Annotated in this window: 20 protein-coding genes; 13 read left to right on the top strand and 7 right to left on the bottom strand. The window is 68.8% G+C overall.

From position 1 onward, the window contains the following. Positions 1-98 precede the first annotated feature (98 nt). The 5 genes from A3CU_RS0100820 (at position 99) to A3CU_RS0100800 (ending at position 5,033) form a co-directional block, all read left to right on the top strand. Positions 99-1,019 (top strand): hypothetical protein, encoded by a 921-nt coding sequence (locus A3CU_RS0100820; RefSeq protein WP_211246303.1) that lies wholly within the window; start codon positions 99-101, stop codon positions 1,017-1,019. Between the two features lie 110 nt (positions 1,020-1,129). Next, on the top strand, positions 1,130-1,816 hold the full coding sequence (locus A3CU_RS0100815; protein WP_156960183.1) for an MOSC domain-containing protein: 687 nt from the start codon (positions 1,130-1,132) through the stop codon (positions 1,814-1,816). A gap of 135 nt (positions 1,817-1,951) precedes the next feature. After that, positions 1,952-2,878, top strand: coding sequence for an aminoglycoside phosphotransferase family protein (locus A3CU_RS0100810; RefSeq protein ID WP_169739573.1), 927 nt, complete (start codon positions 1,952-1,954; stop codon positions 2,876-2,878). Between the two features lie 146 nt (positions 2,879-3,024). Beyond that, a complete protein-coding gene (locus tag A3CU_RS0100805) occupies positions 3,025-4,221 on the top strand; it encodes an LCP family protein (protein WP_027940643.1) in 1,197 nt (398 codons plus the stop codon). A 182-nt stretch (positions 4,222-4,403) separates the two neighbouring features. Next, on the top strand, positions 4,404-5,033 hold the full coding sequence (locus tag A3CU_RS0100800; protein WP_027940642.1) for a LysE family translocator: 630 nt from the start codon (positions 4,404-4,406) through the stop codon (positions 5,031-5,033). A 42-nt stretch (positions 5,034-5,075) separates the two neighbouring features. On the opposite strand, the gene A3CU_RS0100795 is transcribed toward A3CU_RS0100800, so the two are convergent. The 5 genes from A3CU_RS0100795 to A3CU_RS0100775 form a co-directional block, all read right to left on the bottom strand. Continuing rightward, positions 5,076-5,531: a peroxiredoxin gene (locus tag A3CU_RS0100795; RefSeq protein WP_027940641.1), complete on the bottom strand. Its 456-nt coding sequence runs from the start codon at positions 5,529-5,531 to the stop codon at positions 5,076-5,078. Positions 5,532-5,626: 95 nt separating this feature from the next. Then, entirely contained in the window at positions 5,627-7,465 is a 1,839-nt protein-coding gene (locus A3CU_RS0100790; RefSeq protein WP_245616835.1) for an EAL domain-containing protein, read from the bottom strand. A gap of 158 nt (positions 7,466-7,623) precedes the next feature. Then, complete coding sequence (locus tag A3CU_RS42965) at positions 7,624-9,069, bottom strand: cytochrome P450 (RefSeq protein ID WP_052371352.1); 1,446 nt, start codon at positions 9,067-9,069, stop codon at positions 7,624-7,626. A gap of 106 nt (positions 9,070-9,175) precedes the next feature. After that, positions 9,176-10,249: a ribonucleotide-diphosphate reductase subunit beta gene (locus A3CU_RS0100780; RefSeq protein WP_027940639.1), complete on the bottom strand. Its 1,074-nt coding sequence runs from the start codon at positions 10,247-10,249 to the stop codon at positions 9,176-9,178. A 25-nt stretch (positions 10,250-10,274) separates the two neighbouring features. After that, positions 10,275-13,184, bottom strand: a complete 2,910-nt coding sequence (locus tag A3CU_RS0100775) for a ribonucleoside-diphosphate reductase subunit alpha (RefSeq protein WP_027940638.1) — start codon at positions 13,182-13,184, stop codon at positions 10,275-10,277. A 270-nt stretch (positions 13,185-13,454) separates the two neighbouring features. Between A3CU_RS0100775 and A3CU_RS0100770 the strand changes: the two genes are divergently transcribed. The 8 genes from A3CU_RS0100770 (at position 13,455) to A3CU_RS0100735 (ending at position 22,711) form a co-directional block, all read left to right on the top strand. Next, on the top strand, positions 13,455-14,234 hold the full coding sequence (locus tag A3CU_RS0100770; RefSeq protein ID WP_027940637.1) for a TIGR03084 family metal-binding protein: 780 nt from the start codon (positions 13,455-13,457) through the stop codon (positions 14,232-14,234). After that, positions 14,231-15,901: an acyclic terpene utilization AtuA family protein gene (locus A3CU_RS0100765; protein WP_027940636.1), complete on the top strand. Its 1,671-nt coding sequence runs from the start codon at positions 14,231-14,233 to the stop codon at positions 15,899-15,901. The genes A3CU_RS0100770 and A3CU_RS0100765 overlap by 4 nt, the downstream gene beginning before the upstream one ends. Continuing rightward, a complete protein-coding gene (locus A3CU_RS0100760) occupies positions 15,898-17,037 on the top strand; it encodes an acyl-CoA dehydrogenase family protein (RefSeq protein WP_027940635.1) in 1,140 nt (379 codons plus the stop codon). Before A3CU_RS0100765 ends, A3CU_RS0100760 begins: the two co-directional genes overlap by 4 nt. 53 nt (positions 17,038-17,090) lie before the next feature. Continuing rightward, the gene (locus A3CU_RS0100755) at positions 17,091-18,626 is read left to right on the top strand and encodes an acyl-CoA carboxylase subunit beta (protein ID WP_211246311.1); all 1,536 of its coding nucleotides are present in this window, start codon (positions 17,091-17,093) and stop codon (positions 18,624-18,626) included. 16 nt (positions 18,627-18,642) lie between these two features. Further along, positions 18,643-20,556, top strand: coding sequence for an acetyl/propionyl/methylcrotonyl-CoA carboxylase subunit alpha (locus A3CU_RS0100750; RefSeq protein WP_027940633.1), 1,914 nt, complete (start codon positions 18,643-18,645; stop codon positions 20,554-20,556). Then, entirely contained in the window at positions 20,553-21,710 is a 1,158-nt protein-coding gene (locus tag A3CU_RS0100745; RefSeq protein ID WP_027940632.1) for an acyl-CoA dehydrogenase family protein, read from the top strand. The genes A3CU_RS0100750 and A3CU_RS0100745 overlap by 4 nt, the downstream gene beginning before the upstream one ends. Positions 21,711-21,724: 14 nt before the next feature. Next, positions 21,725-22,393: a TetR/AcrR family transcriptional regulator gene (locus A3CU_RS42960; RefSeq protein ID WP_052371387.1), complete on the top strand. Its 669-nt coding sequence runs from the start codon at positions 21,725-21,727 to the stop codon at positions 22,391-22,393. 66 nt (positions 22,394-22,459) lie between these two features. After that, positions 22,460-22,711 carry a hypothetical protein gene (locus A3CU_RS0100735; protein ID WP_027940631.1) on the top strand — a complete coding sequence of 84 codons (252 nt, stop codon included), beginning with the start codon at positions 22,460-22,462 and terminating at the stop codon, positions 22,709-22,711. Positions 22,712-22,733: 22 nt separating this feature from the next. Here the strand turns inward: A3CU_RS0100735 and A3CU_RS0100730 are convergent, their stop codons facing one another. Together A3CU_RS0100730 and A3CU_RS0100725 are read right to left on the bottom strand one after the other, a co-directional pair. Next, complete coding sequence (locus A3CU_RS0100730; RefSeq protein WP_027940630.1) at positions 22,734-23,189, bottom strand: nucleoside deaminase; 456 nt, start codon at positions 23,187-23,189, stop codon at positions 22,734-22,736. A gap of 91 nt (positions 23,190-23,280) precedes the next feature. Beyond that, complete coding sequence (locus tag A3CU_RS0100725; RefSeq protein WP_052371351.1) at positions 23,281-23,871, bottom strand: TetR/AcrR family transcriptional regulator; 591 nt, start codon at positions 23,869-23,871, stop codon at positions 23,281-23,283. Between the last annotated feature and the right edge of the window lie 61 nt (positions 23,872-23,932).

Here is a 23,932-nt window from a genome sequence, read left to right as displayed (position 1 = left end):
AGCCTTGCTCCCAGAGGATGTCCGCAGGGAACAACGAGAGGGGCTTACTGGTGGATCGGTTCGACCGCGTCGGACGCGGTGCGGCCTACGGTGCTGCGGTGGCGATGGCGCCATACTTGCTGATCAAGGTGTTCTGGGTCGCCGGAGTGCTCCTCGGGCTGATACCCCCACAGGGCATGGGCGTGACCCAGTGGGTGTTGCTCAACACGGTAACCGTCGGCATGGCCGTGATCGGCATCCTCCTGGCGCTGGCCCTGGTCCGTCCCTGGGGCATGCGCCTGCCGGCGGCGCCCCTGCTCTTCTGTGGCTGGATCGCCAGCGGTTTCCTCGTCTCCATGCTGCCGTACGCGGCGCTGGATTCCCTAACGGACCCGTCCGACGGCACACAGGTCGAACAGGGCGCCTCCGCTCCTGGCTGGGAGGCGGTGTTCATCCAGGTCAGCTTCGTGGGAATGGGGCTCGGGCTCGCCGTCGCGCTGCCGGCGTACCTGCGCCGCCGGTGGCCGCGGACCCTGACCGGCAGGATCGGCGACCGCGTAGCCGTGGACGAGAGGCAGGACGGCCTCGCCAGGGCGAGTGCCTGGCTCTTGGTCGCCGGGGCCGTGCTGAGCGCCTGCTGGCTTTACTGGGCGGCCGGCGGCACCGCGGGGCTCGCGTCGCCAGCCGAGCCCGATACCGACGGGCGACTGCTTATGGCTGTGTCGGCCGTTTGGGCACTGGTTGGCTCCGCGGGTGCCTGGACAACGGCTAACAGGCGCCCGGCGCGGCTGCCACGGTGGTTGCCGACGGTGGCGCTCTGGCTGGGATCCGGCTCCTTGTTCGCCTGGAACGCATGGAGGCTGCCGTTCACCGCGTACGGAGCCTTCGTGGGTCCCGTTGCCGATTCGGCGATGCCGCAGAATCTGGGCGTGGCGGCAGCGATCCAGGTGATTGCCTTGGTCACCGGCGCGGCGATGCTCCGGGTACTCGTGCGAACCTACGCAACCACCATTGCCTCCCCGGTAGCCCATCCGGCTTGAGTTGTGGACTGGAGAGCGACCGCCCGAGACGTACCGGAGCAGGGGCGCGATGCTGTCGGTGAGCGGAAAACAGTTTCTGGGGGCGGAGCACTGCGGGCTAGTGTCCGGTCGTGCCGTTCCTGCTGTCGCTGAACCTCGGCGCTGCTACCACGACCGGGTATTCGGATCTTGGCGTGACGGGTATCGACAAGAAGCCCGTGGCGGGCCCTGTCGAGGTGCGTGCGCCTGGTCTCAAGGGCGTTGGTGGTAGCGGGCTGGTCGATGATCGAGTCTGCGACCTGCGGCATCACGGTGGGAACGACCAGGCCGTTTATGCCTACGCGCGCGAAGACTTGGATACGTGGGCGGTGGAGTTGGCTCGGCCCCTGCCGTGCGGGGCCTTCGGAGAGAACCTGACCACCAGCGGAATCGATGTCACTGGTGCATTGATCGGCGAGCGCTGGCAGATCGGTGCCGACGTTGTTCTCGAGGTCGCGGTTCCTCGGATTCCTTGCCGTGTCTTCGCTGGATGGCTTGGTGAGCGTGGCTGGGTCAAGACCTTCACCGCCAGGGCAGCCCCGGGGGCCTACCTGCGGGTGATCGAACCGGGTGTTATCCGGAGCGGGGATGGGATAACGGTGGTGCACCGTCCAGACCACGAAGTCACGATCAACCTTGTCTTCCGCGCGCTGACAAATGAAAGTGCGCTGCTGCCACGCTTGCTCGTCGCCGACGCACTCCCGGAAGAGGCCCAGGAGCGAGCCCGCAAACGTGCACCGATCGAGTTGGACGATTCCGTGCGGGTGCAGCCGTGGTAGTGGGCACGACCGTCAGTTCGACCAGACGCCGTAGCCAGTGCGTCAGGGCCGGTCCCGAGGAAGTCTTGGCGCATGGGCGTTGACGGTCGTTCCGTTACCGGGGCTTTCGTGTTGGGGCGACCACGGTCGCCGCTGGTGCCGTTGCGGGGTGGAAGTTCGGCCGGCCGGTGGAAGCTGGACACCGACCGCGGTCGCTGGTTGGTGAAAACACTGCGCTCTCCCGCGGACTGGCAACTCTGCGCCATGCGGGTGTCCGGGACGCTGGAACGTGCCGCCGCGACGGCGGGCGTGTCAATGGCCGTGCCCGTCGAACCTCGTGGCGACGCGGTCGGCTACTGGGCCCGCCTCGATGAGGACGTGTTCGCGCGGGTCTGCACCTGGGTGGACGTCGCCGGGCCGACCGTCGTCGACCCCGAACTGGCAACCTGGGCAGGCGCGACGCTGGCGGCGATCAACCGTCTCGAGCTTCCCGGCGATCCCGCGGCCGAGGCGGCCTATCCGGTCCACCCCGTCCCGGACTGGTCGGACTGGCTGGCCACGGCCACTGCCGCTGGTGTGCTGACCGATCGACAGGCGCGCGCCCTGCTGCGGGTCGTGACCGAGGCGAGTAGGCGGGTCCACGCGGAGTTGGCCGCCGGTCCCCGCTTCCACCTCGCCCACCGTGACGTCAGTCGCACCAACATCCTGCTCACCAGCCACGGCCCCGTCCTGGTGGACTTCGATCACGCCGGACCCGAAGTTCCCTGGTGGGAGGTGGTTCACCAGGTGTTCAACCTGGCCTGGGACCTCGGCCGTCCGCAGCCTGCGCCCCACATCGTGCGTGCGGCGTTGGAGGGCTACCTCGACGCGGGCGGCACCCCCGGACGGGCGTCGGCGGCGGCGTTCACCGGCATGCTCGCCGCCAACCTCGCATGGCTGGCCTACAACCTCTGGCTGGCCACCGGCCTGCGCCCCTGCTCAGCCTCGCGCCGGGTCATCGCCGCCGGCGTCGTGCAGGACGCGAGCCGCGCGATCATCACCATCGTCACCTCGACCGATCGCTGGATCGCCCTGCTGGGCTGAGAGCGACCACGCAGAACGCCGAACTCACCGACAATCAGGAAATCGAGCAGGTCCGGCAACCTTTCGGGGAGCCAGGCGTCTGTCTGGACAACGCGTGCGGTTCACTGTGCACCGCAAATGATCGATCGGGGACAGGTGAGCGCAGGATGAGCTACGGCGGTGACTACGGGGGCTACCAAGCGCGCGGGCGGCAACAACCGAGAGGGCCGAGACAGCACCAGTCGGCGCAGGCGCTGCCGCTGCCCGGTCGCGAGGCCGGCTACCCGAACCGGGCGCGCCCACCGGTCGGGCCGCCCGCGACCAGGGCAATGCCCACCCCACCTGGCTACGAGCCCCAACCGGGAGGGCAGGAGCCGCCACAACCACCAGGGCCACGCCCGCGGCGTAAGCGCCGGTTCGGCATCGGCAAGATCCTGCTGTCGCTGTTGGTGCTGCTGGTGGTGTTCCTCGCCGGGGTGTGGATCTACCTGGACACGTCGATCAACCGCGTTGAGGCGTTCGCCAACGTGTCCGACCGGCCCGCCGCGGCCTCCGGCACCAACTGGCTGATCGTCGGCTCGGACAGCCGGGAGGGGTTGACCCCGGAGCAGGAGAAGCAGCTCGCCACCGGCGACGCGAAGGCCGCGAGTGGCAAGCGCACCGACACGATCATGATCGCGCATCTGCCGGACAACAGCACGAAGCCGACACTGCTCAGCCTGCCGCGTGACTCGCAGGTGACGATTCCCGGGCACGGCAAGAACAAGATCAACGCCGCGTTCACGTTGGGCGGTCCGCCGCTGCTGGTGCAGACCGTGGAACAGGCGACCGGCCTGCACATCGACCACTACGCCGAGATCGGGTTCGGCGGGTTCGCCAACATCGTGGACGCGATCGGCGGTGTGGACATGTGCATCGACAAGCCGATGCACGACGACTTCACCAACATCAGCATCCCGACGGGCTGCCAGAAGCTCGACGGCGCGCATGCACTCGGCTTCGTCCGCATGCGGCACAGCGACGCGACGCCGCGGTCCGACCTCGACCGGGTGGAGAACCAGCGGAAGTTCATGGGCGCCCTGGCCGGTGAGATCGCCAGCCCGGGCACCCTGCTCAACCCGTTCGACCTGTTCCCGCTGCTGTCCTCGGCGCCGGACGCGCTCACCATGGACTCGGGCGACCACCTGCAGAATCTCCTCGGCCTGGCGTGGGCACTGCGCGGTGTGTCCTCCGGCGGCGTGGTGACCACGACCGTCCCGGTGACCTCTGGCTCGGCGGAGAACTGGGACAAGACCAAGTCGAAGCAGTTGTTCGACGCTCTGCGCAACGACACGGATATCCCGCAGGGCGCGATCTACAACTGAGGTGAGCACGAAACGTGGCCGTCGGCGAGGCTCTCGCCGACGGCCTGGCTTCCTGGTCTAGCGAGGTTGTCACCGCTGCCTTCCGGCGGCCGGCTGAGTCGTAACGGCCGATTTCCGCCAGCGTGGGTGCTGCACTTCTCGAAGACTGGTCGCGTGAGGCTTGCGACTTGTCTGATGGCTGCATGAGCGCGGAGACGCTCACAGCGCTGCTGTTGTTCCTGTTCCCGCTCGCGTACAGTCCCGGCCCCGGCAATACGTTTTTCGCCGCCGTCGGCGCGTCCAAGGGATTGCGCGCAGCAGTGCCAGCCCTTGCTGGCTATCACGTCGCGACCCTCGTGGTGACAGCGCTGATCGGGCTCGGGATGGGCGCCACGATTCTCGAGTACCCGGTCTTGGCGAAGGTGCTCAGCGCGGTCGGCAGTCTCTACATCCTCTGGCTCGCGTTGAGTTTCATCCGCGCCGCCCGCGCGAACGGGGATCCGAAAGCCTGCACGGCCTCCGTCCGGGAGCACAGCGTCGGCTTGTGGGCCGGTGCGATCGTGCTCTTGCTGAACCCGAAGGCGTACTACATCGTCTCCGTTCTGTTCACCCAATTCCTGCGGCCGCCCACCAACGACGACGTGTCCACGGTGCTGGCCATCACGGTTGTCTTCACACTCAACAACCTCGTCGCGTTCATCGTCTGGGCCCTCGGCGGACGCGCGTTGACGGCGCTGTTTCGCAGCGAGCGGTCGCGGCGATGGATCGACTACCTGTTCGCGGCCACGTTGATCGGAGTCGGGATCTGGATGGCGATCCCGCTGTTCACCTGAATCGGGACGGCATCGACCGCTGACCAGTTCCGGCTTGCTCGTCTAGGTGCGCAAGGCGCGCAGGGCCGCCAGCGCCTTGTCCGCATGCACGGACATGCGCAGCTCGCTTTTGATCACTTCGAGCACCCGGCGGTCGGGACCGATGACGAAGGTCTGCCGCCGGGTGAGGAGCGGCCCGAAGGAACGGCGCACACCGAACTGGGTGGCCACCGCGCCATCCGGGTCGGACAGCAGCGGATAGTCGAAGCCGTGCTGGGCCGAGAACTTGCGCTGCTTTTCCACCGCGTCCGGGCTGATGCCGACGCGCTGTGCGCCGACCTCGGCGAACTCCTTGGCCAGATCCCGGAAATGGCAGCTTTCCGCGGTGCACCCGGCCGTCATCGCGGCCGGGTAGAAGAACAGCACCACGGGACCCGCCGACAGGAAGTCGTGCAGGGCGCGTGGCTCGCCGTGGTCGTCGGGCAGAGTAAAATCCGGAGCCAGGTCTCCCTTGTTCATAAAAGCCACCATAGAGTTTGCGTGGCGGTGCGGGTAGCGGTGCCGGTTGCGTGCCTCACCGCAAGCGGCTGACGCCGCTTATAAACACAACCTGGCTATCCCAGTAGGTTGCGGAGAAACTCTTCGATCTCGTCCTGGGTGGCTGACCCGGCGAACGGGCCATATCCGGCGAGTACCCCGAATTCGTGCAGCCGTGCCGCTTCTTCGGCCGAGCGGATTCCTGCTGCGCCGACGCGCAGGTTCAGCTCGGCGGCCCGGGTCATGAGGTGGTCCAGATGCCGGATCGCCGCGGCGTCCGGCTTGTCCTCGGCGAATGGTGCCACCACCGTGCGGCCGAGCACGACCTGCCGCACCGGCAGAGCGTGCCGCGCGATGAGCTCCAGATCCGCCGAGCCGCGCACGGCGAGCAGCGGTTTCGCGCCGAGTTCCGCCAGCACGGCAAGGGATTCCTGCAGATCGCCGTCCTCGTCGACGATCGTGTCGGAATCGGTGCGCAGGCTCAGCACCTCGGCGGGGAGATCGTGCCGGTCCAGTTGGGTGCGCACCAGCCGCACCAGATCGGGATCGGCGGCCATTCGCCTCGGCAACGGCAGGGACACCCCGGGCGCCCTGGACCCGAACGCCTCGCGCCAGCGGGCCGCCGTCGCGATCACTTCGGACACCACCCACTTGCCCAGTTGCGGGATCAGGCCGGTGGCTTCGGCGAGCGGCCCGAAGTCGCGGGTGGACAGCGCACCCAGTTCGGGGTGGTGCCAGCGAAGGCGCGCGGCGACCGCGGCGACGTCGTTGTGGTCATCGAGCCGGACTACCGGGAAGTAGTGCAGCTTGAACTGGCCGTTCTCCAGCGCGCCCGCCAGTTCCGCGCCGAGCCGGAACCGGGCGCGGTCGCGGGCGTCGGCCTCGGGATCGAACAGCATCCACTGCGCGCGCCCGGCCTCCTTCGCCCGGTGTAGCGCGAGCTCGGCGGCACGCTGGATCTCCTCGTGCCCGCCCACGGACACGTCCTGGACCACGATGCCCGCGCTGACACTCACCCCGACCCCGTGCTCACCCAGATAGATCGGCTCGTTGAGTTCGTCCATCGCGGCCTCGACCATTCCGATCACTTCGCCGCGGGTGAGTTCGCCGCGCAGCAGGACCGCGAACCCGTCGCCGGACAACCGGGCGATCAGCGGGTCGTGGGCGGCGAAGGCGTTGGTGAGTTTGCCGGCCACGCCACGCAGCACCTGGTCGGCGACGCCGGGGCCGAGCCCGTCGTTGATCACGCGGAAGCCGTCGATGTCGAGGTAGATCAGTGCGACCTGGTCGCGGGCACCCGCGCCGAACGCGGCCTCCAGCTTGGTGTGGAAGCTCAACGCGTTGGACAGCCCGGTCAGCGGATCGCCCACACTTTGGCGCCGGAACGTCTCTTGCAGCGCGTGCAACTCGTTCTCGTCCACCGCCATCAGCATCGGGAACACCGAGCCGGGCCGGTCGCCGGGCAGGTAGGTGAGCGTGACCTCGGCCCAGACCGAAGCACCGTCGGAGTGCGCCAGCTCGATCCGCTCGCGGTAGTGGTCGGCGCCGGTCTCGGCGAGCTCCGCGAGCCCCGCCCGCAGGGTCTCCGCGTCGCGTTCGGCGAACCCGAGGTCGGCGATCTCCCGGCCGCGCAGGTCGTTGGCGGGCCGCCCGAGGAACTTGGTCATGGCGACGTTGACCTCGACGATCTCACCGTCCTGGTCGGCCAGCACCATGCCGATCGGCGACCGGGAGAACAGGGCGCCGAACCGGCTCGCCGCCGCCCGCGGCGCCGCCCCGGCCGCTTCCTGGGCCACCTTGGTCAGCACGTCCTCGAGTTCCCCCGGCGAAAGGCGCGTTCCGTCCGGGCGCGCCAACCTCGCCACCCACCGGCCGACGATCTCTGCCAACCCCGGTGTTCGACCAGGCTCGGCCACACTGCACCCCTTTACGAACCGACGTCCCCGCAGAACGGCCCTGTGCGGATCCCCCTGCGAATCCGCGCCGAACCGGGGCGCGCGCGGCCGTGCTACGCCCCTCGCGTCCGCCCGTTACCGCACCTGGCCGGACGAGTGATCAAGAGTGTAGAGGTCGGTCACCGCCCGTGAAAACCCCGGCTACCGCTTCCTGCCGCGGCCAGCTGAACGGGTAGTCCATCGACGGGTACCGGCAGTGACACATAGTCCCAATGGATGTGATACGAACGGGGGACAGACCACCGGTAGTTGCGCACCATTTCGTGTACCAACGCCTTGATCTCGTACATCCCGAAATGCAGGCCGATGCATTTGTGCGCGCCGCCGCCGAAGGGCATCCACGCGTACCGGTGCGACTTGTCCTCGCGACGCCCCTCGGCGAAGCGCTCCGGATCGAACCGGTGCGGATCCCGCCAGTGTTCCGGGGAGTAGTGGTTGACGTTGGGGGAGACGCTGACCAGCGTGCCCGCCGGCAGGTAGTGCCCGAGTACCTCGGTGTCGGCCACCGCGCGGCGGGCCAGCGATGGCACGGGAGCGGTGAGCCGCATCGACTCCTTGATCACCAGGTCCAGGGCCTCCAACTGGTCCAGCGCGTCGAGGTCGGGCAGCTCGTCGCCCAGCGCGAGTGATTCCGCGCGGACGCGCTCCTGCCATTCCGGATGCTTGGCCAGGTGGTAGGCGACCGCGGTGCTGGTGATGGTCGTCGTGTCGTGCGCGGCCATCATCAGGAAGATCATGTGGTTGACGATGTCGTCGTCGGTGAAGCGCTCGCCGCCGTCACCGCGGGCGTGGCAGAGCGCGGAGAACAGGTCGTCCCCGCCGGCCTGCCGCTTCGCCGGAAGCGTGGCCCGGAAGTAGCGTTCCAGCAGCCGGCGGCCGGCCAGCCCGGCCGCCCACCGGCCACCCGGCACGGGGAACCGGACGATCGCCGTCGGCGCGCGCACCGAAGCGACGAACGCGCGGTTGATCGCCGCTGCCCCGGCGCTGCTGCGCATCCCCATGAACACCTGGGTCGCCACGTCCAGCGTCAACTGCTTGAGCGCCCAGTACAGCCGGGGCCGGGCGTCCCACGCGGCCACGCCTTCCCGCAGCACCGGGCCGAGTTGGCGCAGGTAGCCGGCGAGCCGGTCGCGAGTGAACGCCTCCTGCATGATGCGGCGGTGCAGGAGGTGTTCGTCGAAGTCGAGCAGCATCAGGCCGCGGTGGAAGAACGCATCGATGAAGAAACGCCAGCCGTCCTGCGAGAAGGCCTTGTCCTTGTTGACCAGCGCGGCCTGCGTCGCGTCCGGGCCGGCGAGCAGCACGATCCGCTGCCCGAACGCGCCCATCCACGACACGGGCCCGTACCGGCGGTACCGGGTGAGCGCGAAGTCCACACCGAACCGCATCGAGTCCAGCGCGTGGCCGATCACTGGGGCTCCGGCGTCTCCCAGCACAGGTTTCAGCCCGCTGCCCGGTGGGGGCGTGGCCAGCTCACGGACCGGCCACCGCTGGTCGAGCAACCGCCGGTCCACCGCCCTGGGCAACGGGATCGCCGTCAACGGTGGCATACGTTCCCTGACCATCGCGCCGCCTCCTCATCGAGGACCTGCCGTGCTTGCCACCATACGGGCAGTCAGGGCGTCGGGGGGACCCTCGCGCAACCTCGTGAGGGTCCCCCCGCGGATGCGGTCAGTCCCACTCCAGTGCCGCGCCGCTCTGATATTCGATGACGCGGGTCTCGAAGAAGTTCTTCTCCTTCTTCAAATCCATCGCCTCGGACATCCACGGGAACGGGTTCTCGGTCTCACCGAAGATCGGCGCCAGGCCGATCTGCTGGGCCCGCCGGTCGGTGATGAAGTGCATGTACTGCTCGCACAACGGCGCCGACAGGCCGAGGATCCCGCGCGGCATGGTGTCGCGCGCGTAGGCCACTTCCAGCTCACACGCCTCGGTGAGCATTTCGCGGACCTCCTGCTGGAACTCCGGCGTCCACAGGTGCGGATTCTCGATCTTGATCTGGTTGATGCAGTCGATGCCGAAGTTCAGGTGGATCGACTCGTCGCGCAGGATGTACTGGTACTGCTCGGCGATGCCGACCATCTTGTTGCGCCGGCCCAGCGACAGGATCTGCGCGAACCCGGTGTAGAACCACATGCCCTCGAACACCACGTAGAAGGCGACCAGGTCGCGCAGGAAGTTCTGGTCGGCCTCCGCGGTGCCGGTCCGGAAATCACGGTTCTCCAGGTTCCGGGTGTACTTCAGCGCCCACGCGTCCTTGTCCGCGATCGAGGGCACCTCGCGGTACATGTTGAACAGCTCGCCCTCGACCAGGCCGAGGCTCTCGCAGATGTACTGGAAGGTGTGCGTGTGCACGGCCTCCTCGAACGCCTGCCGCAACAGGTACTGCCGGCACTCGGGGTTGGTGATCTGCCGGTAGACCGCGAGCACGATGTTGTTGGCCACCAAGGACTCCGCGGTCGCGAAGAAGCCGAGGTTGCGCTTGAGCATCTGCCGCTCGTCCTCGGTGAGGCCGTCCGGCGACTTCCACAGCGCGATGTCGGCCTGCATGCCGACTTCGGTCGGCATCCAGTGGTTGTTGCAGGCCGAGAGGTACTTCTCCCAGGCCCAGGTGTACTTCATCGGCAGCAACTGGTTGACGTCGGCGCGGGCGTTGATCATCGCCTTGTCGTCGACGCTGACCCGTGCCGCGCCCCGGTCGATCTCCCCGAGACCGGTGGTGTCCATGCTTTCCAGGTTGGTCATCTCTCTCCCAGTCCCTTCGCCCGCGTCACTGGCAGGCTTCGCAGTCGGGGTCGTCGATCCGGCAAGCGGCGCCGTCGGTCGCCACGAAGTCGACGTCGTCGACCCTCGGCATCGGCTCGGGCCGCGCGCTCGGCGCCACGCTCGGCACGGCCGGGGGAGCGGCGGGAGTGACAGTGCCGGTGCCTCCGGTGCCGGCGGGCACGGATGTCAGCTTGCCGTCGGTGCCACGGAGGGTGCTCTTCTCCACGTGCGTGGCCGAACGCGCCCGCAGGTAGTACGTCGTCTTGAGGCCCTTGTGCCACGCGTAGCGGTACAGATCGTCCAGCTTGCGTCCGCTCGGGGAGGCGATGTACAGGTTCAGCGACTGCGCCTGGTCGAGCCACTTCTGGCGCCGCGAAGCCGCGTCCACCAGCCACCGGCTTTCGATCTCGAACGCCGTCGCGTACAGCCGCTTGAGATCCTCCGGCACCCGGTCGATCTCGCCGAGGCTGCCGTCGAAGTACTTCAGGTCCGACACCATCACCTCGTCCCACAGCCCGCGTTCCTTGAGGCTGCGCACCAGGTGCGGGTTGATCACGGTGAAGTCGCCGGACATGTTCGACTTGACGTAGAGGTTCTGGAACAGCGGCTCGATCGACTGTCCTACCCCGCAGATGTTGGAGATCGTCGCGGTCGGTGCGATCGCCATCACGTTGGAGTTGCGCATCCCGCTGGTGCGCACCCGCTGCCGCAGCGTCTCCCAGTCCAATGTGGACGAGGTGTCCACGTCCAGCCGGTCGCCCCGGCGTGCCTCGGCCAGCAGCTTGAGCGAGTCGAGCGGCAGGATTCCCTTGCTCCACAGGGAACCCTCGAACGTGGCGTACGTGCCACGCTCGGCCGCGAGATCCGACGACGCCGCGATCGCGTAGTACGACAGGTGCTCCATGCTGCGATCGGCGAACTCCACCGCGGCGTCGGAGGCCAGCGGCAGGCCGAGCTCGAACAGCGCGTCCTGGTAGCCCATCAGGCCCAGCCCGACCGGGCGGTGCCGCAGGTTGGACCGGCGCGCCTCGGGGATGGTGTAGAAGTTGATGTCGATCACGTTGTCGAGCATCCGCACCGCCGTGGTCACGGTGCGTTCCAGCCGCTCGGTGTCCAGCCCGTCCTTGGTGACGTGCTTGAGCAGGTTGACCGAACCCAGGTTGCACACCGCGACCTCGTCGGCGCTGGTGTTCAGGGTGATCTCGGTGCACAGGTTGGACGAGTGCACCACGCCCACGTGCTGCTGCGGCGAGCGCAGGTTGCACGGGTCCTTGAAGGTGATCCACGGGTGACCGGTCTCGAACAGCATGGTCAGCATCCGCCGCCACAGTTCGACCGCGCGCAGCCGGCGGAACACCTTGATCTCGCCACGGTCGGCCGCCGCCTCGTAGGCGCGGTAGCGCTCGGCGAACGCGGTGCCGTACAACTCGTGCAGGTCCGGCGTCTCGTCCGGCGAGAACAACGTCCACTCCGCGTCCGCCTCGACCCGGCGCAGGAACTCGTCGGGCACCCAGTTGGCGGTGTTCATGTCATGCGTGCGGCGCCGGTCGTCACCGGTGTTCTTGCGCAGGTCGAGGAACTCCTCGACGTCGATGTGCCAGGTCTCCAGGTAGGCGCAGGCCGCGCCCTTGCGCTTGCCGCCCTGGTTCACCGCGACCGCGGTGTCGTTGGCGATCTTGAGGAACGGCACCACGCCCTGGGACCGGCCGTTGGTGCCCTTGATGTGCGCGCCCAGCCCGCGCACCGGTGTCCAGTCGTTGCCAAGGCCGCCGGAGTACTTGGCCAGCAGCGCGTTGTTCTTGTAAGCCTGGAAGATCGAGTCCAGGTCGTCGGAGACCGTGGTCAGGAAGCACGACGAGAGCTGCGCACGCGTCGTGCCGGAGTTGAACAGGGTCGGCGTGGACGCCATGAAGTGGAACGAAGACAGCAGCTCGTAGAACTCGATGGCACGAGCTTCGCGGTCGTCCTCGCGGACCGCCAGGCCCATCGCGACGCGCAGGAAGAACGCCTGCGGCAGTTCGAACCGGGTCCCCTCGTGGTGCAGGAAGTAGCGGTCGTAGAGGGTTTGCAGGCCGAGGAAGCCGAAGTCGAGGTCGCGCTCGGCGCGGATGGCGGCGGTGATCCGGTCCAGGTCGAAGGTCGCCAGCTCGGGGTCGACCAGCTCCAGTTCGATGGCCCGCGCGAGGTAGGTACGGAAGTACGTCGGGTAGGCAGCGGACATCTCGTCGTGGCTTGCCTGCCGCGGGGCACCCGCCAGGTAGCTCAGCGCCTCACCGCGCAGCTTGTCCAGCAGCAGCCGCGCGCTGACGTAGGAGTAGTTCGGCTCCTGCTCGACCAGCGTGCGGGCGGCCATGATCTGGGCCAGCGCCAGCTCGTCGGAGCTGATGCCGTCGTAGAGGTTGCGCCTGGCTTCGGCCAGCACGGGCTCGGCCGAGGTGTCGTCGATCCCGGCCACGGCCTCGCCGACGACGTGCGCGACGCGGTCCCAGTCCAGGGGCTGGAGCGTGCCGTCGGAATCCTTGACATGGATCACGCCGTCCCGCTTCGCCGGTTGCGCGGCTTCGCGCGCTTTGGCCCGTTCCTCCCGGTAAAGCACGTACGCGCGGGCGACCTTGTGATGGCCGCCGCGCATCAGGGTCAGTTCGACCAGATCCTGGATCTGCTCGATGTGCAACGCCGCCTCGGCACTCGCGTGCCGCAGCAGTGACGCCTCGACCTGCGTGGTCAGCTCGCCGACCACGTGGTGGATCCGCGACGACGCCGCGGCGCCGTCCCCTTCGACGGCGAGGAACGCCTTGGCCAGGGCGACCGAGATCTTGTTGGCGTCGAACGCCGACACGCTGCCGTCCCGTCGGATCACGCGCATGGCCGACGGTGGTGAAGACGTCGTCGGCTGCGTTGTTTGCACAGACATGCATCACTCCAAAAAGGGCGCGTTGAATCGGCACGCCGACCCTGGTCGACGTGCGCGGAGCAAGGCTTCACCGGCTCCCCCGAGGTCTCCCACCGCTGGGCGCCGCCGGTGATCAGAGACTACATCTAGGGGTCGTTGTCCGCACACACCCCAATATCGTCGCGTGTCGGGTCGATGTGTTAGGGCTTGGTGCACAGAAAAAATCAAGCGTGCTTGATTTTTCCACCTGCGGGTGCCAGGCTCGCCGAAGAGCGTGAGGAGGCGATGTCATTGGCGGACGTCGGAGCGATCCTGACCGACTTGGCGGCGGAGAGCCGGGACCTCGAAGAGTTGGTGGCAGATGCTGACTGGGCGACGCCGACCCCGGCACCGGGCTGGACGATCGCACACCAGATCGCGCACCTGGCGTGGACCGACTCGAAGGCGCTGATCGCCGTGCGCACCCCGGACGAGTTCGGCGCCGAGGTGAAACGCGCGCTGACGGAAGGGGATCAGTACGTCGACAACGGCGCTGCCGAAGGCGCCGTGAAGCCGCGTGCGCAACTGCTGGACGACTGGCGTGCCGGACGGGCGGCATTGGCCGCGGCACTCGCGGCGGCGCCGGCCGGGGAGAAGTTTCCGTGGTATGGACCCCCAATGGGCGCGGTGACCATGGCGACCGCACGGCTGATGGAAACCTGGGCCCACGCGCAGGACGTGTTCGACGCGCTCGGAGCCAAGCACCCGACTGGACGCATCCGGCACGTCGCGTGGCTCGGCGTCCGTACTCGCGACTTTGCCTTCAGTCTCAACGGGATCACGCCGCCGCCGGAGCCGTTCCGCGTCGAACTGGTCGCGCCGGACGGCGAGGTGTGGGCCTGGGGGCCGCCGGACGCGGCGCAGCGGGTAACCGGCAGCGCGCTCGACTTCTGTTTCGTGGTCACCCAGCGCCGTAACCTCGCCGACACCGACCTGACCGCGACCGGTGCGGACGCGCGGGAATGGCTCGGCATCGCGCAGGCGTTCGCCGGGTCACCCGGGAAGGGCCGGGCACCGGGGCAGTTCACATGAGAATAGGCAATGCGTCCGGGTTCTATGGGGACCGGTTCTCGGCGGTGCGGGAGATGCTGACCGGCGGCGCGCTCGACGTGCTGACCGGCGACTATCTGGCCGAGCTGACCATGCTGATTCTCGGGCGGGACCGGTTGAAGGACCCGAAACGCGGCTATGCCAGGACGTTTCTGCGGCAACTGGAGGAAAACCTTGGACTGGCCAAGGAAAAGGGCGTCCGGATCGTCGCCAACGCGGGCGGGCTGAACCCGGCCGGGCTGGCCGGCGACATCCGCGCGCTGGCGGAGCGGCTCGGTCTCGATGTCGCGGTGGCGCACGTCGAGGGCGACGACCTGCTTCCCCGCGCCGGTGAGCTCGGGTTCGGAAAACCGTTGACCGCCAACGCTTATCTCGGTGCCTGGGGCATCGTCGAATGCCTGAACGCGGGCGCCGACGTGGTCGTGACCGGCCGGGTCACCGACGCCTCACTGGTCGTCGGACCGGCCGCCGCGCACTTCGGCTGGCGGCGGGACGACTATGACGCGCTGGCCGGCGCGGTGGTGGCCGGGCACGTCCTCGAATGCGGAGCGCAGGCCACCGGCGGGAATTACGCGTTTTTCACCGAACACGAAGTTGGCGTTCCCGGGTTTCCGATCGCCGAGATGCATGCCGACGGATCGAGCGTGATCACCAAGCACGAGGGCACCGCGGGCGCGGTCACGATCGGCACGGTCACCGCTCAGCTCCTGTATGAAATCGGCGGCCCGCGCTACGCCGGACCCGATGTCACCACGCGGTTCGACACGATCACGCTCACCGAGGACGGCCCGGACCGGGTCCGGATCACCGGCACTCGCGGCGAACCGCCACCGCCGGCGGTGAAGGTCGGCCTCAACTCGCTCGGCGGGTTCCGCAATTCCACCACGTTCGTGCTGACCGGGCTGGACATCGACGCCAAGGCCGCGCTGGTGAAGACGCAACTGGAACGGTCGCTGAAGGATCGGCCACCCGCCGAGATCCGCTGGACGCTGGCCCGCACTGACCACGAGGACGCCGACACCGAGCAGCGGGCCAGCGCGCTGCTCCATTGTGCGGTCAAGGACAGCGACCCGAAGATCGCCGGCCGGGCGTTCAGCGGCGCCGCGATCGAGCTGGCGCTGTCGAGTTATCCCGGATTCCATGTGACCGCGCCACCCTCGGACGCTTCGCCCTACGGCGTGTTCACGGCATCCTTTGTGGACGCTCGTGATGTCCCGCACGTCGCGGTGCTGCCGGATGGCTCGCGGGTGGCGATCGCCCTGCCCGGGGAAACCCGGGAACTATCCGATGTGGACGAACCGGAGCTGCCTGGGCCGCCGCAGGTACGCACCCAGCGAGCCCCGCTCGGCACGATCGTCGGCGCGCGCAGCGGCGACAAGGGCGGGGACGCCAACCTCGGGGTGTGGGTCTCCGCCGCTGAGCACTGGCCGTGGCTGGTGCACGCGTTGACCGTGGTGGAATTCCGCCGCCTGCTGCCGGAAACCGCGTCCCTGCCCGTCACCCGGTACGTGCTGCCGAACCTGTGTGCGCTCAACTTCGTGGTGACCGGATTGCTGGGTGAGGGGGTCGCGGCACAGGTGCGGTTCGACCCGCAGGCCAAGGCCCTTGGCGAATGGCTGCGGGCCCGGTATGCGGAGGTGCCGCGATGATCGAGACGGCCGAACGGCGGCAGTTGCGCAAGACCGTGCGAAAGTTCGTCGAGACCGAGGTGTTGCCTCACCTCGACGACTGGGAGCGGGCCGGTGCCGTGCCGCGCGAGTTGCACCGCGTGGCGGGCCGGATCGGGCTGCTCGGCGTCTCGCTGCCGGAGGAGGTCGGCGGCGGCGGGGGCGATTTCCTCGACGCGGTCACGGTGACCGAGGAAATTCTTCACGCGGGCGGCAGCGGTGGTCTGATCGCCGCGCTCTTCACCGGCGGAATCGCGCTGCCGCACATCGTCGCCGGGGGAGCGCGGGAACAGATCGATCGGTGGGTGCGCCCGGCGCTGAACGGGGACCTCATCGGCGCGCTCGCGATCACCGAGCCCGACGGCGGGTCCGACGTAGCCGCGATCAGCACGACTGCCCGGCGCGACGGCGACCACTACGTGGTCAACGGCGCGAAGACCTTCATCACCTCCGGCAGCCGCGCGGACTTCGTGACCACCGCGGTTCGTACCGGTGGGCCGGGAGCGCACGGCCTGTCGCTGCTGGTCGTGGAGCGGGGGACACCGGGCTTCACGGTGGGCCGACGGCTGGAGAAGATGGGCTGGCAGTGCTCGGACACCGCCGAGCTGTCCTTCGTGGACGTCCGGGTGCCGGTGGCCAACCTGGTCGGCCCGGAGAATTCCGGATTCGCCCAGCTCGCCACCCAGTTCGTCGCCGAACGGCTCTCGCTGGCAGTGCAGGGCTACGCCACCGCTCAGCGCGCGCTCGACCTGGCGGTCGCCTGGTGCCGCCTGCGCCACACTTTCGGCCGCCCGCTGATCTCCCGGCAGCTCGTCCAGCACAAGCTCACCGACCTGGCCCGCGCGATCGACGTCGTCCGGGTGTACACCAGGCACGTCGCCGAGCGGTACGTCGCGGGCGAGGATGTGGTCACCGAAGCGTGTTTTGCCAAGAACAGCGCGGTCGAGACCGCGAAGACCGTGGTCGACGAGGCGGTCCAGCTACACGGCGGGCTCGGCTACCTGCGCGAGTCCGAAGTGGAGCGTCATTACCGGGACGTCCGGATTCTCGGCATCGGCGGCGGAACCGACGAGATCCTCACCGGTCTGGCCGCCAAACGATTGGGGTACACGTCGTGATTCGTTCCATTGTGGACACCGCAAGCCCGGAGTTCGCGGCCAACCGGGAGGCGATGCTGGCCAAGCTCGACGAGCTGGCGGCCGAGCAGGCCAAGGCGGTCGCCGGGGGCGGCGAGAAATACGTCGAGCGGCACCGGCGGCGCGGCAAGCTTCTGGCCCGCGAGCGCATCGAACTGCTGCTGGATCCCGACACGCCGTTCCTGGAGCTGTCCCCGCTGGCCGCCTGGGGGACCGGTTACCACGTCGGCGGCAGCCTGATCACCGGGATCGGCGTGGTCGAAGGCGTGGAGTGCCTGATCGTCGCCAACGACCCGACCGTGAAGGGCGGCGCGAGCAACCCGTCGAGCCTGAAGAAGGGTCTGCGGGCGGCCGAAATCGCCGCCGAGAACCGCCTGCCGACGATCAACCTGGTGGAGTCGGGCGGGGCGGATCTGCCCACCCAGAAGGAGATCTTCATCCCGGGCGGGGCGACCTTCCGCAACCTGACCACGGCCTCGGCGGCGAAGCGGCCCACCATCGCGCTGGTCTTCGGCAATTCGACGGCCGGCGGCGCCTACCTGCCGGGCATGTCGGACTACGTGGTGATGGTCAAGGAACGGGCGAAGGTGTTCCTCGGCGGGCCACCGCTGGTGAAGATGGCCACCGGCGAGGAAGCCGACGACGAGTCGCTCGGCGGCGCCGAGATGCACGCCCGGGTCTCCGGTCTCGCCGACTACCTCGCCGCGGACGAGACGGACGCCATCCGGATCGGCCGTGGCATCGTCCGGCGCCTGAACTGGCGCAAGCTCGGTCCGTCCCCGGCGCCGGACTACCGCGAACCGCACTACGACGCCGAGGACCTGCTCGGCATCGTCTCCGGCGACCTGAAGGTCCCGTTCGACCCTCGTGAGGTGATCGCGCGGATCGTGGACGACTCCGAATTCGACGAGTTCAAGCCGCTGTACGGCACGAGCCTGGTGACCGGCTGGGCGAGCCTGCACGGCTACCCGATCGGCATCCTCGCCAACGCGCGCGGCGTGCTGTTCAGTGAGGAGTCGCAGAAGGCCACGCAGTTCATCCAGCTGGCCAACACCACCGACACGCCGCTGCTGTTTTTGCACAACACCACCGGCTACATGGTGGGCAGGGAGTACGAGCAGGGCGGCATCATCAAGCACGGGGCCATGATGATCAACGCGGTGTCCAACTCGAAGGTGCCGCACCTCTCGGTGCTGATGGGCGCCTCCTACGGCGCCGGGCACTACGGCATGTGCGGGCGTGCCTACGGCCCACGGTTCCTGTTTTCCTGGCCCAGTGCCAAGTCGGCGGTGATGGGGCCACAGCAGCTCGCCGGGGTGCTGTCCATTGTGGCCCGTGCCGCGGCCGAGGGGCGTGGGCAGCCCTACGACGACGAGACCGACGCGGCGATGCGGACCATGGTCGAGCAGCAGATCGAGGCCGAGTCGATGCCGATGTTCCTGTCCGGGATGCTCTACGACGACGGCATCATCGACCCGCGTGACACCCGGACGGTGCTCGGACTGTGCCTGTCCGCGATCCACAATGGACCGGTACGGGGCGCCGACGGCTTCGGCGTGTTCCGGCCGTGACGGGAGAAGGGACGCGATGATTTCCACGTTGCTCGTGGCGAACCGGGGCGAGATCGCCCGCCGGGTGTTCCGGACCTGCGCGCGGCTGGGCATCGAGCGGGTAGCGGTCTTCTCGGACGCGGACTCCTCGGCGCCCCACGTGGCGGAGTCGGACGCGGCGGTCCGGCTGCCGGGGAACACCCCGGCCGAGACCTACCTGCGTATCGAAGCGCTGATCGCGGCGGCCACCGCGGCCGGGGCGGACGCCGTGCATCCCGGATACGGCTTCCTCTCCGAGAACGCGGCCTTCGCCCGCGCGGTGCTCGACGCCGGCCTGACCTGGGTCGGCCCGTCGCCGGAGTCGATCGAGGCGATGGGGTCGAAGGTGACCGCCAAGCGGATCTCCTCCCGCGCCGGGGTGCCGGTGCTGTCCGGACTGGACCCGGCCGAGGTGACCGAGGACGATCTTCCGGTGCTGGTCAAGGCATCCGCGGGCGGTGGCGGGCGCGGGATGCGCGTGGTCCGCTCGTTCGACGAACTCGCCGCCGCGGTCGACAGCGCGCGGGCCGAGGCGGCCTCGGCATTCGGCGACGAGACCGTGTTCTGCGAACGGTATCTGGAAACGGGACGGCACATCGAGGTGCAGATCGTCGCCGACGGGCACGGCACGATGTGGGCGCTCGGCGAGCGCGAGTGCTCGATCCAGCGGCGGCACCAGAAGGTGATCGAGGAAGCGCCGTCGCCGGCCGTCGGACATCGGCTGCGCGAGGAACTGTTCGAGGCGGCGCGCAAGGCGGCCAAGGCGATCGACTACGTCGGTGCGGGCACCGTGGAATTCCTCGTCACCTCCGACGGCCGGTTCTTCTTCCTGGAAATGAACACGCGGCTTCAGGTCGAGCATCCGGTCACCGAGTGCGTGACCGGGGTCGATCTGGTCGAGTTGCAGTTGGCGATCGCCGAAGGAAACCGGCTGCCGCTCGAACCGCCCGCGAGCAACGGGCACGCCATCGAGGTGCGCCTCTACGCCGAGGACCCGGCCGCCGGCTGGCAGCCGCAGACCGGGACGCTGCACCGGTTTTCCGTACCCGGTGACGTGCGGGTCGACAGCGGCGTCGTCGACGGGTCGGTGATCGGGGTGCACTACGACCCGATGCTGGCCAAGGTGATCGCGTGGGCGCCGGATCGCGCCACGGCGGCCCGCAAGCTCGCCACGGCGCTGGCCGGGGCCACCATCCATGGCCCGCGCACCAACCGTGACCTGCTGGTGAACGTGTTGCGGCACAAGGCGTTCCGCGCCGGAGAGATCCACACCGGGTTCTTCGAGCGGCATGGGCTGGACACGCTTGCCCGCCCGCTGGGCGATCCGCGGCTGGCCGCGATCGTCGCCGCGCTGGCGGACGCGGCGGCAGACCGGGGTTCCGGCCCGGGGGCCTGGCGCAACGTGTGGTCGGCGCCGCAGCGCAGAATGTACACAGTGGACGGTGTCGAGCACGAAGTCGCCTACACCTACCAGCGTTCCGGCGTCGTGGTGAACGCACCCGATCTCGACGCGGAAGTCCAGGTAGTGCAGACGAGTCCCGGCCAAGTGGTGTTGGAGGTGGCAGGCGTCCGTCGCACCTTCGAAGTCGGCCGCTATCCGGGCCTGGTGTGCGTCGGGCCGGTCGCGCTGACTCCGGTGCCGCGGTTCACCGAACCCGGCGCGGCGCTCGCGGCGGGCTCGCTCGTCGCGCCCATGCCGGGCACGGTGCTGCGCGTGGCGGTGGCGGCCGGTGACCGCGTCGAGGCCGGGGACACGTTGCTGTGGCTGGAAGCGATGAAGATGGAACACAAGGTCTCCGCGCCCGCCGGGGGCGTGGTCGCGGAACTGCCGGTCACCGTGGGGCAGCAGGTCGACGTGGGCGCGGTGCTCGCCGTGGTGCGTCCGGTGGAGGAAAGCGAGGAACGGCCGTGAATTTCACCGAGCCCGAAGAGCGGGTGGCGCTGCGCGCGGCGGTCGGCGATCTCGCGCGCAAGTACGGTCACGCGTACTACGCGAAGGTCGCCCGCAGCGGCGGGCACACTTCGCAGTTGTGGCAGGAGGCCGGGCGGCTGGGTTACCTCGGTGTGTCGGTGCCGGAGGAGTACGGCGGCGGGGGCGGTGGCATCGGCGACCTGGCGGCGGTGTGTGAGGAGTTCTGCGCGGCCGGCACGCCGATGCTGCTCATGGTCGTGTCCCCGGCGATCTGCGCGACCGTGATCGCGCGGTTCGGTACCACGGAACAGAAACAGCGGTGGCTGCCCCGGTTCGCCACCGGTGAGGTGAAGATGTCCTTCGCCATCACCGAACCCGACGCGGGATCGAACTCGCACCGGTTGACCACCACCGCGGCGCGCGACGGGGGAGACTGGATCCTCAACGGGCGCAAGGTGTTCATCTCGGGCGTCGACCAGGCCGAGGCCGTGCTCGTCGTCGGGCGCACCACGGATGCCAGGACCGGCCGGCTCAAGCCCGCGCTGTTCATCGTGCCGACGGACGCGCCGGGTTTCTCCTACCGGCCGATCGAGATGGACCTGGTCTCGGCGGACAAGCAGTTCGGGCTGTTCCTCGACGATGTGCGGCTGCCGGCCGAAGCGCTGGTGGGTGCGGAGGATGCCGCGCTGGCGCAACTGTTCGCCGGGCTCAACCCGGAGCGGATCATGGGCGCCTCGTTCTCGCTCGGTATCGCCCGCTATGCCCTGGACAAGGCCGTCGGCTACGCCAAGCAGCGCAGCGTGTGGGGCGTGCCGATCGGTGCTCACCAGGGCCTCGCGCACCCGCTGGCGCAGGTGAAGATCGAGCTGGAGCTGGCGAAGCTGATGACCCAGAAGGCCGCCGCGTGCTACGACTCCGGTGACGACGCCGGCGCCGGGGAGGCGGCCAACATGGCGAAGTACGCGGCAGGCGAGGTCGCCATCCGGGCGGTCGACCAGGCGGTGCAGGTGCACGGTGGGAACGGGCTGGCCACCGAGTACGGGCTCGGCGCGCTGCTGGGCGCGGTGCGGGTGGGCCGGATCGCGCCGGTGAGCCGCGAGATGGTGCTCAACTTCGTCGCACAGCACACCCTCGGCCTGCCGAAGTCTTACTGAGTTGGAGAATGATCATGGCGGTCAAGGCCGGCGATCCGCAACAGGAGCGCAGCCGCACGACGCGGCGGCGGCTCGTCGAAGCGTCCGTCGAGTCCCTGGGCGAGCTCGGCTGGAACGGGACGACGGTCGCGGTGGTCGCACAACGGGCGGGGGTTTCGCGAGGTGCCGCACAGCACCATTTCCGCACCCGGGAAGACCTGGTGATGGCGGCGGTGGAGTACATCGGCGAGTTCCAGGTGGCCGAGTTGCGCCGGCAGGCCGAGGGCCTGCCGCCCGGCGAGACACGCATCCAGCACGTGGTCGACATGCTGCTCGACCTTTACACCGGTCCGGCGTTCCGGGCCGCGCTGCAGCTGTGGGTGGTGGCCTCGACCGACGAGGCGCTGCGGGCCACCCTGATGCCGCTGCAGGCGCGGGTGGGCCGCGAGGCGCACCGGCTCGCGCTCGACCTGCTCGGCGTGGACGAGTCGCATCCCGGAGTGCGAGAACTGGTTCAGTCCACATTGGACCTCGCTCGCGGACTGGGATTGGCGAACCTCCTCGCCGACGACACGCGACGGCGGAGGAGGATCGCCCGGCAGTGGGCGCGAGTGCTGGGCGCGACGCTGCCGGAACCTGGGCGAGGGGCGGTGCGTCCTATGAACGCGAAGTCACCGGAACCAGCCGGCGACGTCGTTTGTTAACACCAACGGAGTAGCGCGCGATAACAGAGTGCACGCTCTTTAGCTCTTCCCGAGGGGATGATTCCGGTGTCCGGTGCGAACGAAGAACTCTCGTATCGCGCGATGGCGATGCTCCGGGCGGTCGCGGCAGGCCGCGCGCAGATGTCTCGCAGTTGCGAGCCCGACCTGTTCGTCGATGGCGTCGCCTGCTGCGATCAGGTGACCGCGCGCGCCCTCGCTCGCGACGGCTACATCCGTCCGTCCCGGCCCGGCGACCGCGCCCCCGCCGAACTCACCGAAGCCGGCCGCGCTGCGTTAATGGTCGTCACCGCCGCATAGCCCCGTCCGCTGAGCCGGCCGGTCACGCCTCTTCGCCGATGTCCTCGAACCACAGTTCGGGGTGCTCGCGGACGAACTCCGTCATGAGCGAAAGGCAGGCCGGGTCGTCGACGATGGTGATCCCGGTCCCGTGCTCGGCGAGCCAGTCGTGGCCGCCGGAGAAGGTGCGGGCCTCGCCGATCACCACATGCGAGATGCCGAACTGCCGGACCAGCCCGCTGCAGTACCAGCACGGCGACAGTGTGGTCACCATGATCGTGTCCCGATAGTGCCGTCGCCGCCCGGCGTTGCGGAAGGCCGCGGTCTCGGCGTGCATCGACGGGTCGCCGTCCTGCACCCGCCGGTTGTGCCCACGGCCGAGCAGTTCGCCGTCCACAGTGAACAGTGCCGCGCCGATCGGCACGCCACCCTCGGCCTTTCCGGTCAGCGCCTCTTCGCGCGCGACGGCGAGCATCTCGCCGGGGTCGAAGTTCGTCATGCGCCTACAGTGTCACAGGAAGCACCTCGCGTGAGTTCTCCCCGAAGCGTGTGTGAGCTGACGCCGGACTCCGTGGGCACGATGCCCCTGGTCACGGCGCGATGCCGCGACGGAGGATTCCCAGGCAGCGCTCGGCTTGATCGGGGTCGCTGCTGGTCACGGCGAGGCCGTTGGCCAGTGTGAGCAGGTCGGATACCTCGAGATCGGGATCGACGGCGCCGCGGCTTCGGGCGCGCGTCAGCAAGGTTGACGCGGTCGTGTGCATGGCCCTGTGCCAGCGATCGAACAGAGCCGAGCGCTGCCCGCCCTGATCGTTGGGGATGGCCAGCGCCAATGCTCGTTTTGTGGCCACGTGCGCGATGAAGTCACGTAGCCAGCTGAAGAGCGCGTCAGCGGGCGACCCATCTTCGAGCAGGGCTTCGCCCCGGGCGCAGAGCGCGGCCACCTCATCGGCGTAAACCGCGATGATCAGGTCTCGGCGCGTCGGGAAATGCCGGTACATCGTGGCGTTGCCGATCCCGGCCTGGCGGGCGATGTCGTCGAGAGGTGCGTCGACGCCATGCTCGCTGAAGACCTTCCTGGCGGTGGCCAGCAGCCGCTCGTAGTTGCGCTGCGCGTCGGCCCGGCGGGGTCGCCGCGGCTGTTCTTGGTGTGGTGCGGGCTCGGCACCGGCCGATGACATGGCCCTCCTGGGTAATCGGGGACATCCCCGTTTAAGCTACCGGAGCAAGTTAACTGGGGAG

The organism is Amycolatopsis taiwanensis DSM 45107, from assembly GCF_000519205.1.
Lineage (GTDB): Bacteria > Actinomycetota > Actinomycetes > Mycobacteriales > Pseudonocardiaceae > Amycolatopsis_E > Amycolatopsis_E taiwanensis.
The sequence above is the reverse complement of the archived record's forward strand: the minus strand, read 5'-3'. Positions and strand labels throughout refer to the sequence as shown.